The sequence below is a fragment of the Nocardia arseniciresistens genome (assembly GCF_046764875.1).
Taxonomy (GTDB): Bacteria; Actinomycetota; Actinomycetes; order Mycobacteriales; family Mycobacteriaceae; genus Nocardia; species Nocardia arseniciresistens.
This window is the reverse complement of record NZ_JBKORD010000014.1, coordinates 161,628-175,674: the sequence shown is the minus strand read 5'-3', so window position 1 is coordinate 175,674 and position 14,047 is coordinate 161,628. Positions and strand designations below refer to the sequence as shown.

Genomic DNA, 14,047 nt, shown 5'->3' with positions numbered 1-14,047 from the left:
CGACGACCTACGCGCGGGGACTGGTCGTCGCTGACCTCCGACGGCGACCGGGGAAAACCGTGATCGGTCAGGTGCGGCGGCGCTCAGCGGAGATCTCGATGGCGTCCTTGCGCCGATCTTCGGTGCGGTGGGTGGCGATTCGCTCGCCGATGCGGACGCTCCAGCCGGGCGGGAGTTCGATGGGCGCGGTGCCGACGCGGGTCCACTGCTCGGCGCCGGGTGCCGCGATGAAAGTGCCCGCGGGGGTGGACGCGTCGCGAACATAGACCTTGCCGCGGTCGAGTGAGACATAGGCGTGCACGCGCGAAACGTGCCGATCGCGCGGGACTGCGATGGGTGAGGCGGCGGCGTTGCGCACCGAATCGTCGGTCGTGGGGCTGCGGCCGATGACGTACGGGCGATCGAGCGGGTAGGCGGCGCCGTCCTCGAAGATCAGCGCTCCCGTGGTGGGACCGGGCGTCGAAGTGTCGGGCGCACCGCTCGTAGGACGCACGCGCCGCGGCCGCGCGCCCGCCGGTACCGGAACCTTGTCCAACGCAACAGGTTGTGGTCGAGACGGTGACGTGGGCCTGGTGGCATCGGAGGTCTGCGACCATGCCAGCGGCCCGGCCTTGCTCGCGCGAGCCTCGGAGCTCGCCTCGGTGTCGGATTCGGACAGCGCGAGCATTCCGGCCGGAGCAGTCGGTGGCGGTTCGTCCCCGCCGTCGGACTGCGGCGTGGCGGGTGCGGGCTTCCCGGATTTCCCGGTTTTGCGGACCGCCACACGGAACACGAACCCGCCACCGGGAACGACGCCGTCGCGCAAGTTGCTGCGCGGGTGGGTGGTCAACGGCAGTGCGGTATCGGCACCGACCGAAATCTGCCGTACCGGCTCGCGCACGATCTCGTCCACCCAGGTGAACGCGCGCGCACCGGCCAGCCGACGTGTTCCTTCCGCGCTCTGGATCTCGGCGCTGACCGGTCCCCGCAACAGAATGACGGTGCCATCGGCTGTTGGGGCGACCACTCCGAACGGCGGCGGTTGCGACCCACTGCCGAACACCACCGCGGCCAGCCGCTGCACGATCGCCGCCCCTGGGTGTTCCTCGTCGGCGACGGCTTCGATCGCGCCGAGTATGCGGTCGGTAGAAGACGTTTCGTCGGCCAGGTACACCACCACGGCACCGAAGCGTGCGATCAAACCATCGCCCGGCGCGATACCAACGGTGGACGGGTTCTTTGGCACCCGTGCCCTCCTTCCCGGCGTACTACGGCGTCCAGCATAGAGCGTGCGCGGCACTCGGAACGGGGCCTCGAACGACCTGAGGGCGGGCACGGAATTGTCCGTGCCCGCCCTCTTGTCGGTGGTGCGAGGTGTTGCGTTATCGGGTCGTCGTGTGTGCGTGCGAAGTTCAGGCGGTGAACACGGCGGCGTTATCGCGGATCCAGTCGCCGAAGGTGCGAGCCGGGTGGCCGGTGAGGGTGGCGACAGTGTCGGTAATCACGGTGGGCACTCCGTCACAGCGCTGCCAGTAGTCGAGCAACCCGTCGGCATAGCGGTCGGGGATGTACTCGGCCATCTCCTTGCGCCACGCGTCGGGGGTGAGGTGGTCGATGGTGACCGGACGGCCGATGAGCTCGGCGATCAGGTCGACTTGCGCTGTGAACGTGAGGGTCTGCGGGCCGGTGAGATTATGGGCGGCGCCACGGTGATCAGGCTTGGTGAGCAGGGCGAGGGCGGCCTCGGCGACGTCGAGTTCGTGAATCGGGTCGGCGTAGGCGTTGGGGTAGGGCAGGCTGACCGGGCGGTCGGCCTTGATCGAAAACGACCAGCCACGGGCATTGCCCGCGAAGGCGCCGGGGCGCAGCACACTGACGGTCATGGGTGCGTGCGCGAGCCCGAGTTCGGCTTCGAGGTGGGACTTGGCGACCGGATTGGTTGCGGCGTCGGGATCGAGTACCGAGGACGAGGACAGCAGCACGATGTGCTGGACACCGGCTTCGGTTGCGGCGGTGACGAATTCGGTGATGCGTGCGGGCTCGGCGTACAGGAAGACCGAGGTGATGTCTGCCAATGCGGCAGGGAAGGTGGCCGGGTCCTGTAGGTCGCATGCGACGGCGGACACCCCGTCGGGTAGTTCGAGCTTGCTGGGCAGAGCGGAGCCCACGCGGACGGCGTGGCCGTCGGCGAGCAGCAGGGACAGGAGGTTGGTGGCGACCGCGCCGCGGCCTCCGGTGATGAGAATCATGACGACTCCTTCGGAATTGGTACAGGTATCGGTGGGTGGTCGAGCGGTGCGCCGGTCAGTGCTCGTCGGCGGGTGCTCGCTGCGGGAGCAGACGGACAAGGCCGCAGCTGACCAGGGCGATCGCGGCGACGACGATCAGGCTGACGATCAGCGCGTGCGCCTGGCCGGAGCCGACGGTGTGGAAGTAGACGGTGGTGACAGCGGCGGCGCCTATGGCATTGGCGAGCTGTTGCACGGCGGAGAGGGAACCGCTGCCGCTGCCGGTCTCCGCGGGGTCGATATCGCCGATGGTGATTTGGAAGATCGTGCCGAAGCAGGTGCCGAGGCCGAGGCCGAGGATGAAGACGGGCGCGGCGAGCGCCCATGCGGTAATGCCGGTTCCGACGGTCAGCGCGAGGATCAGCAGCAGGCTGGTGCCCGCGAGGGTGATCAGCAGGCCGATCATGATGAGGTTGCGGCCGAGCTCAGCGAGCAGCTGATGTGCGGCGACCGAGGCAGCGATGATGCCGACGGCCAGCGGTGCGAGGCCGAGGGCCGCGTCGGTGGGGGTGTAGCCGAGGCCGGTCTGCATGAACAGCGACAGCACGTAGAGCAGTCCGGAGACCGCGGCGAAGAACACAAGGCCGAGTAGCAGGCCAGAGGTGAAGCCGCGGTTGGCGAACAGTGAGGGCTTGATGAGTGGGTTCGCCGCGGTCAGCTGGCGACGGGCAAAGAGTGCGAAGGCGGCGGCAGCCGCGCCGAGAAAGCCGAAGGGCGCGGCAGTCCAACCGTTGGACGAGCCCTCGATGAGGCCGAACAGCGAACCGAACATGGCGGCGCCGAGCAGGGCGGAGCCGAGTGCGTCGATGGAGACGGTGCGATCGCCGTTGTCGGCGGGCAGCAGGCGGTATGCGGCGGCGAAGGCGAGCGAGCCGAGCACGATATTGATCAGGAACATCGACCGCCAGCCGAGGCCGAACAGGTCGGCGTCGATCAGGAAGCCGGCCAGGATCGGACCGCCGACCGCGGAAAGGCCGAGTGCGGGTCCGAATACGCCGAATGCCTTGCCGAGCTGTTCGCGTGGAAAGACCTGGGTGAGGATGCCGAAGCCTTGCGGAATGAGCAGTGCGCCGAACGCGCCCTGCACGAGCCGGGCAGTGATGATCGAGGTCGGGTCGATGGCGAGGCCGCAGGCGACCGAGGCCACGGTGAATCCGGCGACGCCGATCAGGAACAGCCGGCGTTTGCCGAAGCGATCGCCGAGCCTGCCGCCGACGACGAGCAGGACGCCGAGTGCGAGGGCGTAGCCCGCGCCCAGCCACTGGATCAGTGACTGCCCGCCGCCGAGATCTTCGGCGATGGTGGGGGCCGCGATATTGGTGATGGTCGAGTCGAGCAGGTCGAGGACGTCGGCCGCGAGGATGACGGCCAGTATCGCCCACATGCGGGCTCCGACCTTGGTGTTTTCCGCGGTGTCCTGATGGGTGATGTTGGACATCGGGTACCTCCTTACGAGGAAGAGTGGGGCGAACTGCGATCGTTACGAACACTGTTCGGTTGACTCGAACTCTAGAAGACGAACGACGTTCGTGTCAAACGGTGTTCGTTAGGGCGTATGCTCGAGGTCATGAACGCCGCACCCGTGAGCCGCAGGGCCCGTCCCGCGAAGGCTCCACTAAGCCGTGAGGTCATCGTCGAGGCCGGCCTCCGCATCCTCGACAACGACGGCCTCGCCGCCCTCACCATGCGTCGTGTGGCCCAGGACCTGGATACCGGCGCGGCGTCGTTGTACGTCTACGTCGCCAACCGGGACGACCTGATGGCCACGATGCTCGACCAGGTGCTCGGCACGGTGCCCGCACCGACCGGCGGCAGTTGGCGCGAACGGCTCGCAGCGCTCGTCGAGTCGACCGTCGCGGCGATGAGCAAACACGAAGGGCTCGCGCTCGTCGCGCTCGGCTCGATCCCCACCAGCCCGAACGCGCTGCTGCTCGTCGAGCGGCTGGTGACGCTGCTCGACGAGGCGGGTCTGGACAGGAAAACCAATTCCTGGGCCGTCGACCTGATCTACTTGCACATCACCGCGCAGGCGGCGGAGCAGAGCGCCTACAACACCGGAGGACGCGAGGAGAGCGACTATGTCGCCGAGGTCCAGCGGCACTTCGCGGAGTTGCCCGCGGACCGGTATCCGATGCTTGTCGGTATGCGCGAGGAAATGATGAGCGGCAACGGCGACGAGCGTGAAGTATGGGCGTTGCGGGTGCTGATCAACGGCATCTTGGCCACCCCGGCCGAGTAGGCACCGCGAGGAGCGGCAATGCGAGCAATTCGACCGGCGACCGAGCGCGACCTGCCGGTCATGCAGGATATCGAGCGTGCCGCGGGAAAGCCGTTCGCGGACATCGGCATGACGGCCGTCGCCGAGGATGATCCGCCGCCGTTGGACACCCTGCGTGAGTTCCAGCAGGCAGGCCGTGCGTGGGTATACCCCGACGAGGCCGACCGCCCGATCGGTTACCTGATCCTCGGCATCGTCGACGGCGACGCGCACATCGACCAGGTGTCGGTGGATCCCGACCACGCGGGCAACCGAATCGGCAAACGGCTCATCGACCACGCGGCACGGTGGGCGAAAGCGCAAGGGCTGCCCGCGATCACGCTGACCACCTTCACCGGCGTCGCGTGGAACGGTCCGTACTACGAGCGCCTCGGCTTTCGGTACCTGAGCGTGGAAGATGAGACGTCTGGGCTACGCGAGATCCGTGCCGCCGAGGCCGCCGGCGGCCTGGATCAATGGCCGCGCGCCTGTATGCGCGCCGACCTGGCGCACTGGCCGCCTGCCTGATGCAATCAGCCCCGCACCTGGGCGAAGGCGGCTTGCGCTGCGGGGAGGGCGGCGGCGCGGTCCGCGGCGACGAGGCCGATGCGGGTGCGCCGGTCCAGTAGGTCGTCGGTATCGAGAGCGCCTTCGTGTGTGATGCCGAACGCGAATTCCGCGGTGGTGACATCGATGCCGGGAGCCACCTGATCCAGTGCGGCCGAATTGTCTTGTGCTGCGGCGAGAACGGCCGGCGCTTCACTGCCGTAGCGTTCGACGAGGATCGGTGGGGCGGCGATGCGGTCTCGTGCGGCCCCGGATACCGCTCCCACCAGCGGGAGTCGCTTGGTGCGGCAGGGGCCCGCGGTGAGGCCGCCGTGGGTGACGGCGGCATCTACGGCATCCTCGGCCATTTGGCGGTAGGTGGTGAGTTTGCCGCCGACAATGGTGATGACGCCGGTGGGGGAGCGCAGGACCGCATGCTGACGGGAGATATCGGCGGTGCTGTTGTCGGCGGTCTTCAGTAGCGGGCGCAGTCCGGCGTAGGTGCCGCGAATGTCCGCGCGGGTCAATGGTTCTCGCAATGCGGTGTTGATGGTGTCGAGCAGGAAGCCGATCTCGGCATCGGTGGGCTGTGGTTCGTCGGGGACGGGGCCGGGGGCGTCCTCGTCGGTGAGGCCGAGGTACACCCGGCCGTGCGCGGCGGGGAATGCGAACACGAACCGGCTGGTGGTTCCGGGGATCGGCACCGTGAGTGCGGCGGTGAGGCCGCCGAAGGATTTGGCGTCGAAGACCAGGTGGGTACCGCGGCTCGGGCGCAGTTCGATGCTCGGATCGACCTGGTCGGCCCAGACGCCGGTGGCGTTGATGACGGTGCGTGGTCGGACGGTCATCGACTCGCCGGTCAGGGTGTCGCGCAGGGTCGCCGAATTACCCTCGACAGCAAGGGCTTCCACCCGGGTGAGCACGGTCGCGCCGGTGGCCGCCGCGGTACGGGCGAGTGCGACCACGAGGCGGGCGTCGTCGACGAGTTGCCCGTCCCAGGCCTGTAGGCCACCGCGCAGCCCGTCTCGTCGGACGGTCGGCGCGAGTCGCAGCGCCTCGGCGGTCGCGACGCGACGCGAGCGGGGCAGTATCGCGGCCGGGGTTCCGGCGGCACGTCGCAGCACGTCGCCCGCGACGAAACCGGCACGAATCAAGGTACTTCGGGCAGGGCCGATGCCCGGTAGTAGCGGCACCAGCTGAGGCAGCGCTCGCACCAGATGCGGTGCGGTGGTGCCGATCAGGATGCCGCGCTCGACGGCGCTCTCATGCGCGATTCCGACCTGACCGCTTGCCAGATAGCGCAGTCCGCCGTGGACGAGTTTCGAACTCCACCGCGAAGTGCCGAACGCCAAATCCTGTCGTTCGACCAGCACGGTGCGCAGCCCTCGCGCGGCGGCATCGAGCGCGGCGCCCGCGCCGGTGACACCGCCGCCGATCACCAGCACATCGATATCGGTTTCGTCGCCGAGCAGGGCAAGCTCGTGCGCGCGGCGGGCGGCGTTCAGGGCTGAGTCGCCGTCAGTGGCCGAATTCGCGGTCATCACAGTCTCGTTCCGAGGTCGGACCTGCCGCCGGTGCGGAGGTGATCGGGCGTTGTCGATGTGGATCGGGCGTCGTGGGGAGTGGTGTCGTGGGGACGGGGATCGACGGTGGCGGGCCGATTCATGACGGCTCCTGCTCTGCGGTATTCGCCGGATCGGCACCGCGGCCGTCGGCCGTGGTTCGGTGAGCAGGGCCGTTCGGTGGACTCAGGTAGCCGTCGATGGCCTGCGCCAGTTCGGTGTCGAGTGCCGCGCCGTCGAGGATGGGAGAGACGGTGCCCGCCGACTGCACCGCGGATTGCGCGATCAGCAGCAGCATGGTCGCCATGTGTTCCGGATCGCCGTCGCGGATCGACGAATCCTGTTGGCCCTCGCGGATGCCGGCGGTGAACAGGGCGATCAGGTGGCGTTGGTTGCGGCCGAGGCGGCCGAACACGTAGGTGAGCATCAGGTCGGTGTCGGTACGGAAGATCTTGCCGAACAATGGGTTTTCCCTGATCGCCGCCGCGCCGGTGACGATGCCCTTGACGAGGCGGGTGCGGGCGGGACCTGCGGTCGGCATGGTCGTGGTGACGATCGCGCGCAATTCGCGCACCAGTAGTTCGGCAACCAGCGCGCCGGTGTCGGGCCACCGACGGTAGACGGTCGGCCTGCTCACCCGCGCCCGGCGCGCCACCTCGGTGAGGGTGGTGCGGCGCACGCCGAACTCCTCGACGCAGTCGCGTGCGGCGTCGAGGATCGCGAGGTCGGTGGCCGATAGCGTGGTATCGGTCTCGTGGGGGGCAGGCATTTCGGGTGTCACCACCGGGTATCGGAACGGACTAGCTTCGTTACTGCTTGACAGTCTATGTAAAACTGTAACGTATGGTCGAGACGCAACCGCATGCCGACGAGGATTCGGCTTCCCACTCGGACGCCCACCCGGCAACGCCGGGCGCGCAGGCACAGGCAGTGGGTATGGTTTGGGATGCCTGGGGTATTCCGGCCGGTCACAAGCCGCTTTCGGCACAGATCCGTGGCCTGCTGACCCAGGTTTTCGGAGTGTCCGGCGATCCGGTGACGCGCCGCGGTGCGGGCGAGGTACCGCTGCGCGACTCGGTCCTGACCCCTGCCCGACGAGACGGGTTGATCGAGGTGGTCGGCGCGGACAACGTTTCGGTCGATCACCACGATCGGTTGCTGCACGCGGGCGGCAAGAGCACCCCCGACCTACTGCGTCGCCGCGCCGACGGGCCGCAGGACGCACCGGATGCTGTCGTTTTCCCGGCCGACCATGAACAGGTGTTCGCGGTACTGACCTATTGCGCCGAACACGCAGTCGCGGTGGTCCCCTTCGGCGGCGGCACCAGCGTTGTCGGCGGTGTCGATCCGGTGCGCGGCCGCTTCGAGGCCGTCATCGCACTCGATCTGCGCCGCCTCGACACCGTGACCGACATTGATCCGATCAGCGGTACGGCCACCCTCGGCGCCGGTCTCACCGGTCCGCGCGCCGAGGAACTGCTTGCCGCCCATGGGCTTTCGCTCGGTCACTTCCCGCAGAGCTTCGAATTCGCGAGCATCGGCGGTTTCGCGGCGACCCGGTCTTCGGGGCAGGCGTCCGCGGGCTATGGCCGCTTCGACGATATGGTCCAGCACCTGAAGATCGCCACGCCGAGCGGCACGTTGGAACTCGGCCGCGCCCCTGCCTCGGCCGCGGGGCCGGACCTGCGCGAACTGTTCGTCGGTTCGGAGGGCACCCTCGGCGTGCTCACCGAGGTCACCCTGCGGGTGCACCCGATACCGGAAGCCATTTCCTACCTGGCTTGGTCGTTCCCCGACTTCGCCACCGGTGCGGCCGCACTGCGTTCGGTAGTGCAGGCGGGTGCGGCGCCGACGGTGCTTCGGCTGTCCGACGAGGTCGAGACCGGTATCAACCTGGCCCGCTCCGGTGACGTCGGCGGCAATCCAGTGTCGGGTTGCCTTGCCATCACCACCTTCGAAGGCACCGAGGCCCACGTCGCTGCGCGCAGCGCCGAGGCGAGTGCGCTCTTGGCCGCGTCGGGCGGCACAGACCTCGGTTCGGCCCCGGCTCGGGAGTGGGAGCACGGCCGCTTCGCCGCGCCCTACATGCGTGACGCGCTACTCGATGTCGCAGTGCTGTGCGAAACCCTGGAGACGGCGACCAGTTGGTCGAATCTCGACGACCTCAAGGCGAAGGTCACCGCGGCACTGACGGATTCGCTTGCGGCACAGGCCACACCGCCACTGGTGATGTGCCACATCTCGCACACCTACCCGACCGGAGCGTCGCTGTACTTCACGATCATCGCCAAGCAACTCGACGATCCGATCGCACAGTGGCACATCGCCAAAAAGGCGGCCGGCGACGCCATCGTGGCCTCGGGCGGCACCATCACCCACCATCACGCGGTCGGCACCGACCACCGCCCATGGATGTCCGCCGAGGTCGGAGACCTGGGCGTACGGGTATTGCGCGCGGTGAAAGAGGAATTGGACCCGGCGGGGATCCTCAATCCGGGAAAGCTGGTGCCATGAAGCAGGATTCGACCCGCACCATCGGTGCGGTGACCGTGGTGACCAACCCCATTTCGGGAGTCGGTAAGGGACACGACGTCGCGGCCGCCGCGCTCGCCAGGTTCGCCGAACGCGGCGTCGAGGTCACCGAGGTGCGTGCGCCTTCGGCCGCCGAATCGGTTCGCCTGGTGCGGGATTCGATCGCGGACTCCGACCGCGCGCCGGACGCGGTGGTGTGCATCGGCGGAGACGGACTGATCAACGTCATCCTCGAAGCGCTGGCCGAGACCGGCGTCCCGCTCGGACTGGTGCCCGCGGGCACCGGCAATGACCTCGCAAGGGAACTCGGCGTCCCCACCGACCATCCGGTGGCCGCCGCGGATCTCGTACTCGACGGCCACACCAGGACCATCGATCTCGGCCGGATCGAATCGGCCGGATCGGAGCCGATGTGGTTCGCCACCGTCGCGGGCACCGGCTTCGATGCGCGAGTCACCCTGCGCGCCAACGATATGCGCTGGCCGAAGGGGCCGTTGCGGTACACCTTCGCGGCGCTGGCCGAGATCTCGGGCCGCTTCACCGTCCCCTACCGTATCGAGCTGACCGGCGTGGTGCCCGGCGTCCAGGACAATCCGGCGGCGGACACGGTCGTGGAGACCGCGGCGGTCATGGTCGCGGTCGGTAACACCCGCACCTACGGCGGCGGCATGCTGATCTGCCCGGACGCGAGCATGGACGATGGCCTGCTCGACCTGACCGTGGTCGGCGCGGTATCGCGACTGGATATGCTCCGCCTGCTGCCCGCCCTGTCGGCGGGCAAGCGGATCGATCACCCTGCCACCAAGCTGTATCGGGCCGAGCGGGTGAGGTTGACCGCTCGCGGTGCTCCGGCGACCGCCGATGGTGAACCAGCCGGAAACCTGCCCGTCACTATCAGCGCCGTACCCGGCGCACTCACCGTGCTGGTACCGCGCTGAGCGCCGCGGTCGGGAGACGGACTTGGTCCGGCCGCGTCCGTTAAACGTCGGATTCCGACTTCACGAAGCCGATTCGGCTGATCCGGTCGACGTTTGTCCGGTCGATGAGCACGATCGAGGCAGGCGCGGGCCGCGGCACGTGGCCGGCGCCGAGCTCGCGGATCAGGCGTCGCCAGCGACGGCAGTGCAGGCTGAAGGCGGGCCCGTTGATCCGGCGCCCGCGCGCGAACTGACCCGCGCGAGCCGTGGTGGCGGGTACGTCGAGCAGGATCACATGCACTTCCCTGCGGTACCCTGCGGCCCACCGCGCGAGCAGTCGCCGCGTCCATCCGAAGGTGGCGCAGTCGTGGATCACCACCGGTCCCGCGTTGTCGCGCAGTGCATTCCGAATCCTGGCGAAGTGCGCGATGTGCACCACAGGACGCCACAGCAGATAGGGCAACCAGCCGACTCGGTGCCGCCACCAGTTGCGAGTCTGGTTCGAATCGAGCACGACGGACCCCTCAGGTCCGTTCGTCGCCTGGTCGGCATCCGCTGTCGCACCGAAGAACACTCGCAGCGCGGTGCTCTTGCCCGCACCGGGCACTCCAGCGACTATCAGCGCGACCATGGCCGGGTACCGCAGTTCATCGACGATCCTGCCGCGTAGATCGTGGACGGAATCCGGTGCGATGACAAACGATTCAGAGCCGGGCGGCCGCGAATTCTCGGGAGGGGAAGGCGGCCCGTCGAGCGGAGGGTTCACCCCTTCAAGCGTCCATAGCCGAATTCGATTACACAACAGGGAAAACCCTGATTCTCGCTGAGAATTCCATGAAAACGCTGACCCGTCGCGTCACCCCATGCGCTCGCCCTCCGCTGCCGAACCCATGTGACTGCCGGTATCGAAGCGGCGACTACGCCGGGGCCGAGAACCACATCATGCTCGGCAGCGACCAGGCGCAATCGGTCCGGCAGCGTATTCAGCATCATGTTGCGATGCGTGCGCGATCATCGTCTATGCAACAGGACGCAAGTGTTCCGGCGACTACGGGTCGAACGGCTGTGTATCGAATGCGTCAAGAGTCTGAGAATTGGTTATGGATTCCGTGGACGGGCCAGCATCGACGGTAGGCTCTGGGGCGTAGGCGGAGTCTTCGGTGTCCCTCATCCACCGAAGACTCCGCCTTTCTTCTATGCCCGGTGGCCTGTGTGAGCTCGTCGAACCCGGCCACTAGAATCGTCGGGTGACCAGCGCAGCCTCTGACAACTCGCGTAATCGTGCCGATGCCCTCCCCAAGAGCTGGAACCCCAGCGAAGTGGAGGCCGAGATGTACGAGCGCTGGGTAGCCGACGGCTATTTCACCGCCGATACCTCCACCGACAAGCCCGGCTACTCGATCGTGCTGCCGCCGCCGAATGTCACGGGCAGCCTGCACATGGGCCACGCGCTGGACCACACCCTGATGGACACCCTCTCGCGCCGCAAGCGGATGCAGGGCTTCGAGGTGCTGTGGCTGCCAGGCATGGACCACGCGGGCATTGCCACCCAGAACATCGTGGAAAAGCAGCTCGCGGTGGATGGCAAGACCAAAGAGGACTTCGGCCGCGAACTGTTCATCGACAAGGTTTGGGACTGGAAGCGCGAGTCCGGTGGCGCTATCCAGTGGCAGATGCGCGCGCTCGGCGACGGCGTCGACTGGAGTCGTGACCGGTTCACCATGGACGAGGGCCTGTCGAGGGCCGTGCAGACCATCTTCAAGCGCCTGTTCGAGGCGGGCCTGATCTACCGCGCGGAGCGGCTGGTCAACTGGTCGCCGGAACTGCGCACCGCCATCTCCGACATCGAGGTCAAGCACGAGGATGTGGCGGGCGAGCTGGTCTCGCTGCGCTACGGCTCACTCGATGACAGCGAGCCGCACGTGATCGTGGCCACCACCCGCGTGGAGACCATGCTCGGCGACACCGCCGTCGCGGTGCATCCGGAGGACCCGCGCTACCGCGCCCTGATCGGCACCACCCTGTATCACCCGATCACCGGACGTCAGATCCCGATCGTCGCCGACGACTATGTCGACCCCGAATTCGGTTCCGGCGCAGTGAAGATCACCCCCGCGCATGATCCGAACGACTTCGAGATGGGGCTGCGGCACAACCTGCCGATGCCGACGATCATGGACGAGCGTGGCCGGATCACCGATACCGGAACCGAATTCGACGGCATGGACCGGTTCGAGGCGCGCGTCAAGGTGCGCGAGCGTCTGGCCGCCGAGGGGCGCGTCGTCGCCGAGAAGCGGCCCTACATGCACAGCGTCGGGCACTCCGAGCGCAGCGGCGAGGCGATCGAGCCGCGGCTTTCGATGCAGTGGTGGGTCAAGGTGGAGACGCTGGCCAAGGCCGCCGGTGACGCGGTTCGCAACGGCGACACCGTGATTCACCCGGCCAGCCAGGAGCCGCGCTGGTTCGACTGGGTCGACAACATGCACGACTGGACCATCTCGCGGCAGCTGTGGTGGGGCCACCGCATCCCGATCTGGTACGGCCCAGAGGGCGAAGTGGTGTGCGTCGGGCCGGACGAGACCGCGCCTGCGGGCTGGGTGCAGGACCCCGACGTGCTCGACACCTGGTTCTCCTCGGGTCTGTGGCCGTTCTCCACCATGGGCTGGCCGGACTCCACCGTGGAGCTCGAGAAGTTCTATCCGACAAGCGTGCTCGTCACCGGCTACGACATCCTGTTCTTCTGGGTGGCCAGGATGATGATGTTCGGCACCTTCGTCGCCGAGGACCCGGTGCTCACCGCGGGCAAGGACGACGTGGCGCAGGTCCCCTTCAAGGATGTGTTCCTGCACGGCCTGATTCGCGACCAGTTCGGTAAGAAAATGTCCAAGTCGCGCGGCAACGGCATCGACCCGCTGGACTGGATCAGGTCCTACGGCGCGGACGCGCTGCGCTTCACCCTGGCGCGCGGCGCGCAGCCCGGCGGTGACCTTTCGGTCGGCGAACCGCACGCGCTCGCCTCGCGCAGCTTCGTGACAAAACTGTTCAACGCCACCAAGTTCGCGCTGATGAACGGCGCGCACACCGGTGATCTTCCCGCGCGCGCCGAGCTCACCGACGCCGATCGCTGGATCATCGACCGGCTCGAAGAGGTTCGCGCCGAAGTGGATTCGGCGTTCGACGCCTACGAGTTCGGCAAGGCGTGTGAGGCGCTCTACCACTTCGCGTGGGACGAATTGTGTGACTGGTACCTGGAATTGGCCAAGGTGCAGTTCGCCGCGGAGGGCTCGCGCGCCGAAACGACCGCAGTGCTGCTCGGTAATGTCCTCGACTCGGTGCTGCGCCTACTGCACCCGGTGATCCCGTTCGTCACCGAATCGCTGTGGCAGGCGCTGACCGGCGGCGAATCGGTCGTCATCGCCACATGGCCGCAGGCCACCGGCGTGCCGACCGATGAGACCTCGGCGCGTCGTATTTCGGACGCGCAGCGGTTGATCACCGAGATCCGCCGGTTCCGCAGCGATCAGGGCCTGGCCGACAAGCAGAAGGTCGCGGCCAAGCTGATCGGCCTCGACCCGGCGGACCTCACCGACCAGCGGGCCTCGGTGGCCAACCTGGCTAGGCTCACCGAGCCCGGCGACGAGTTCACCGCGACCGCGTCACTGGAGATCCGGCTGAGCGCGGCCACCGTCACCGTGGAGCTCGATACCTCCGGTTCGGTCGACCTGGACGCCGAACGTCGCCGTCTGGAGAAGGATCTGGCGGCCGCCGAGAAGGAATTCGCGGCAACCACGACCAAACTCGGCAACGAGGCCTTCCTCGCCAAGGCGCCGGAGCCGGTGGTCGACAAAATCAAGGGCCGACGCGATGTCGCCGAGTCCGAAGTCATCCGCATCAGCGCCCGGCTCACGGAATTGAGTGCCAAGTGAACGCCGAACCCGAACCCCAGTACGACGACGACGGCTCGCC

At 67.7% G+C, this 14,047-nt stretch carries 11 protein-coding genes; 5 read left to right on the top strand and 6 right to left on the bottom strand.

What is annotated here, in order from left to right:
* Positions 1-67: 67 nt before the first annotated feature.
* The 3 genes from ACLMAJ_RS25520 to ACLMAJ_RS25510 form a co-directional block, all read right to left on the bottom strand.
* Complete coding sequence (locus ACLMAJ_RS25520) at positions 68-1,225, bottom strand: FHA domain-containing protein (RefSeq protein WP_412016354.1); 1,158 nt, start codon at positions 1,223-1,225, stop codon at positions 68-70.
* A 166-nt stretch (positions 1,226-1,391) separates the two neighbouring features.
* Positions 1,392-2,228 (bottom strand): NAD(P)H-binding protein, encoded by an 837-nt coding sequence (locus ACLMAJ_RS25515; protein WP_412016353.1) that lies wholly within the window; start codon positions 2,226-2,228, stop codon positions 1,392-1,394.
* Positions 2,229-2,283: 55 nt separating this feature from the next.
* The gene (locus tag ACLMAJ_RS25510; RefSeq protein ID WP_412016352.1) at positions 2,284-3,705 is read right to left on the bottom strand and encodes a DHA2 family efflux MFS transporter permease subunit; all 1,422 of its coding nucleotides are present in this window, start codon (positions 3,703-3,705) and stop codon (positions 2,284-2,286) included.
* A gap of 129 nt (positions 3,706-3,834) precedes the next feature.
* Between ACLMAJ_RS25510 and ACLMAJ_RS25505 the strand changes: the two genes are divergently transcribed.
* The gene (locus ACLMAJ_RS25505; RefSeq protein ID WP_412016351.1) at positions 3,835-4,506 is read left to right on the top strand and encodes a TetR/AcrR family transcriptional regulator; all 672 of its coding nucleotides are present in this window, start codon (positions 3,835-3,837) and stop codon (positions 4,504-4,506) included.
* 18 nt (positions 4,507-4,524) lie between these two features.
* On the top strand, positions 4,525-5,052 hold the full coding sequence (locus tag ACLMAJ_RS25500; protein ID WP_412016350.1) for a GNAT family N-acetyltransferase: 528 nt from the start codon (positions 4,525-4,527) through the stop codon (positions 5,050-5,052).
* Between the two features lie 5 nt (positions 5,053-5,057).
* Here ACLMAJ_RS25500 and ACLMAJ_RS25495 read toward each other — a convergent pair whose 3' ends face one another.
* Both ACLMAJ_RS25495 and ACLMAJ_RS25490 read right to left on the bottom strand, forming a co-directional pair.
* A complete protein-coding gene (locus ACLMAJ_RS25495) occupies positions 5,058-6,611 on the bottom strand; it encodes a glycerol-3-phosphate dehydrogenase/oxidase (RefSeq protein WP_412016349.1) in 1,554 nt (517 codons plus the stop codon).
* 121 nt (positions 6,612-6,732) lie between these two features.
* Positions 6,733-7,401: a TetR/AcrR family transcriptional regulator gene (locus ACLMAJ_RS25490; protein ID WP_412016348.1), complete on the bottom strand. Its 669-nt coding sequence runs from the start codon at positions 7,399-7,401 to the stop codon at positions 6,733-6,735.
* A gap of 167 nt (positions 7,402-7,568) precedes the next feature.
* Between ACLMAJ_RS25490 and ACLMAJ_RS25485 the strand changes: the two genes are divergently transcribed.
* Together ACLMAJ_RS25485 and ACLMAJ_RS25480 are read left to right on the top strand one after the other, a co-directional pair.
* Positions 7,569-9,146: an FAD-binding oxidoreductase gene (locus ACLMAJ_RS25485; RefSeq protein ID WP_412016444.1), complete on the top strand. Its 1,578-nt coding sequence runs from the start codon at positions 7,569-7,571 to the stop codon at positions 9,144-9,146.
* Positions 9,143-10,102 carry a diacylglycerol kinase gene (locus tag ACLMAJ_RS25480; RefSeq protein ID WP_412016347.1) on the top strand — a complete coding sequence of 320 codons (960 nt, stop codon included), beginning with the start codon at positions 9,143-9,145 and terminating at the stop codon, positions 10,100-10,102. Before ACLMAJ_RS25485 ends, ACLMAJ_RS25480 begins: the two co-directional genes overlap by 4 nt.
* Positions 10,103-10,142: 40 nt before the next feature.
* Here ACLMAJ_RS25480 and ACLMAJ_RS25475 read toward each other — a convergent pair whose 3' ends face one another.
* Positions 10,143-10,847, bottom strand: coding sequence for an AAA family ATPase (locus ACLMAJ_RS25475; protein WP_412016346.1), 705 nt, complete (start codon positions 10,845-10,847; stop codon positions 10,143-10,145).
* Positions 10,848-11,328: 481 nt separating this feature from the next.
* On the opposite strand from ACLMAJ_RS25475, the gene ACLMAJ_RS25470 reads away from it, so the two are divergent.
* Positions 11,329-14,007 (top strand): valine--tRNA ligase, encoded by a 2,679-nt coding sequence (locus tag ACLMAJ_RS25470; RefSeq protein ID WP_412016345.1) that lies wholly within the window; start codon positions 11,329-11,331, stop codon positions 14,005-14,007.
* The last annotated feature ends 40 nt before the right edge of the window (positions 14,008-14,047 follow it).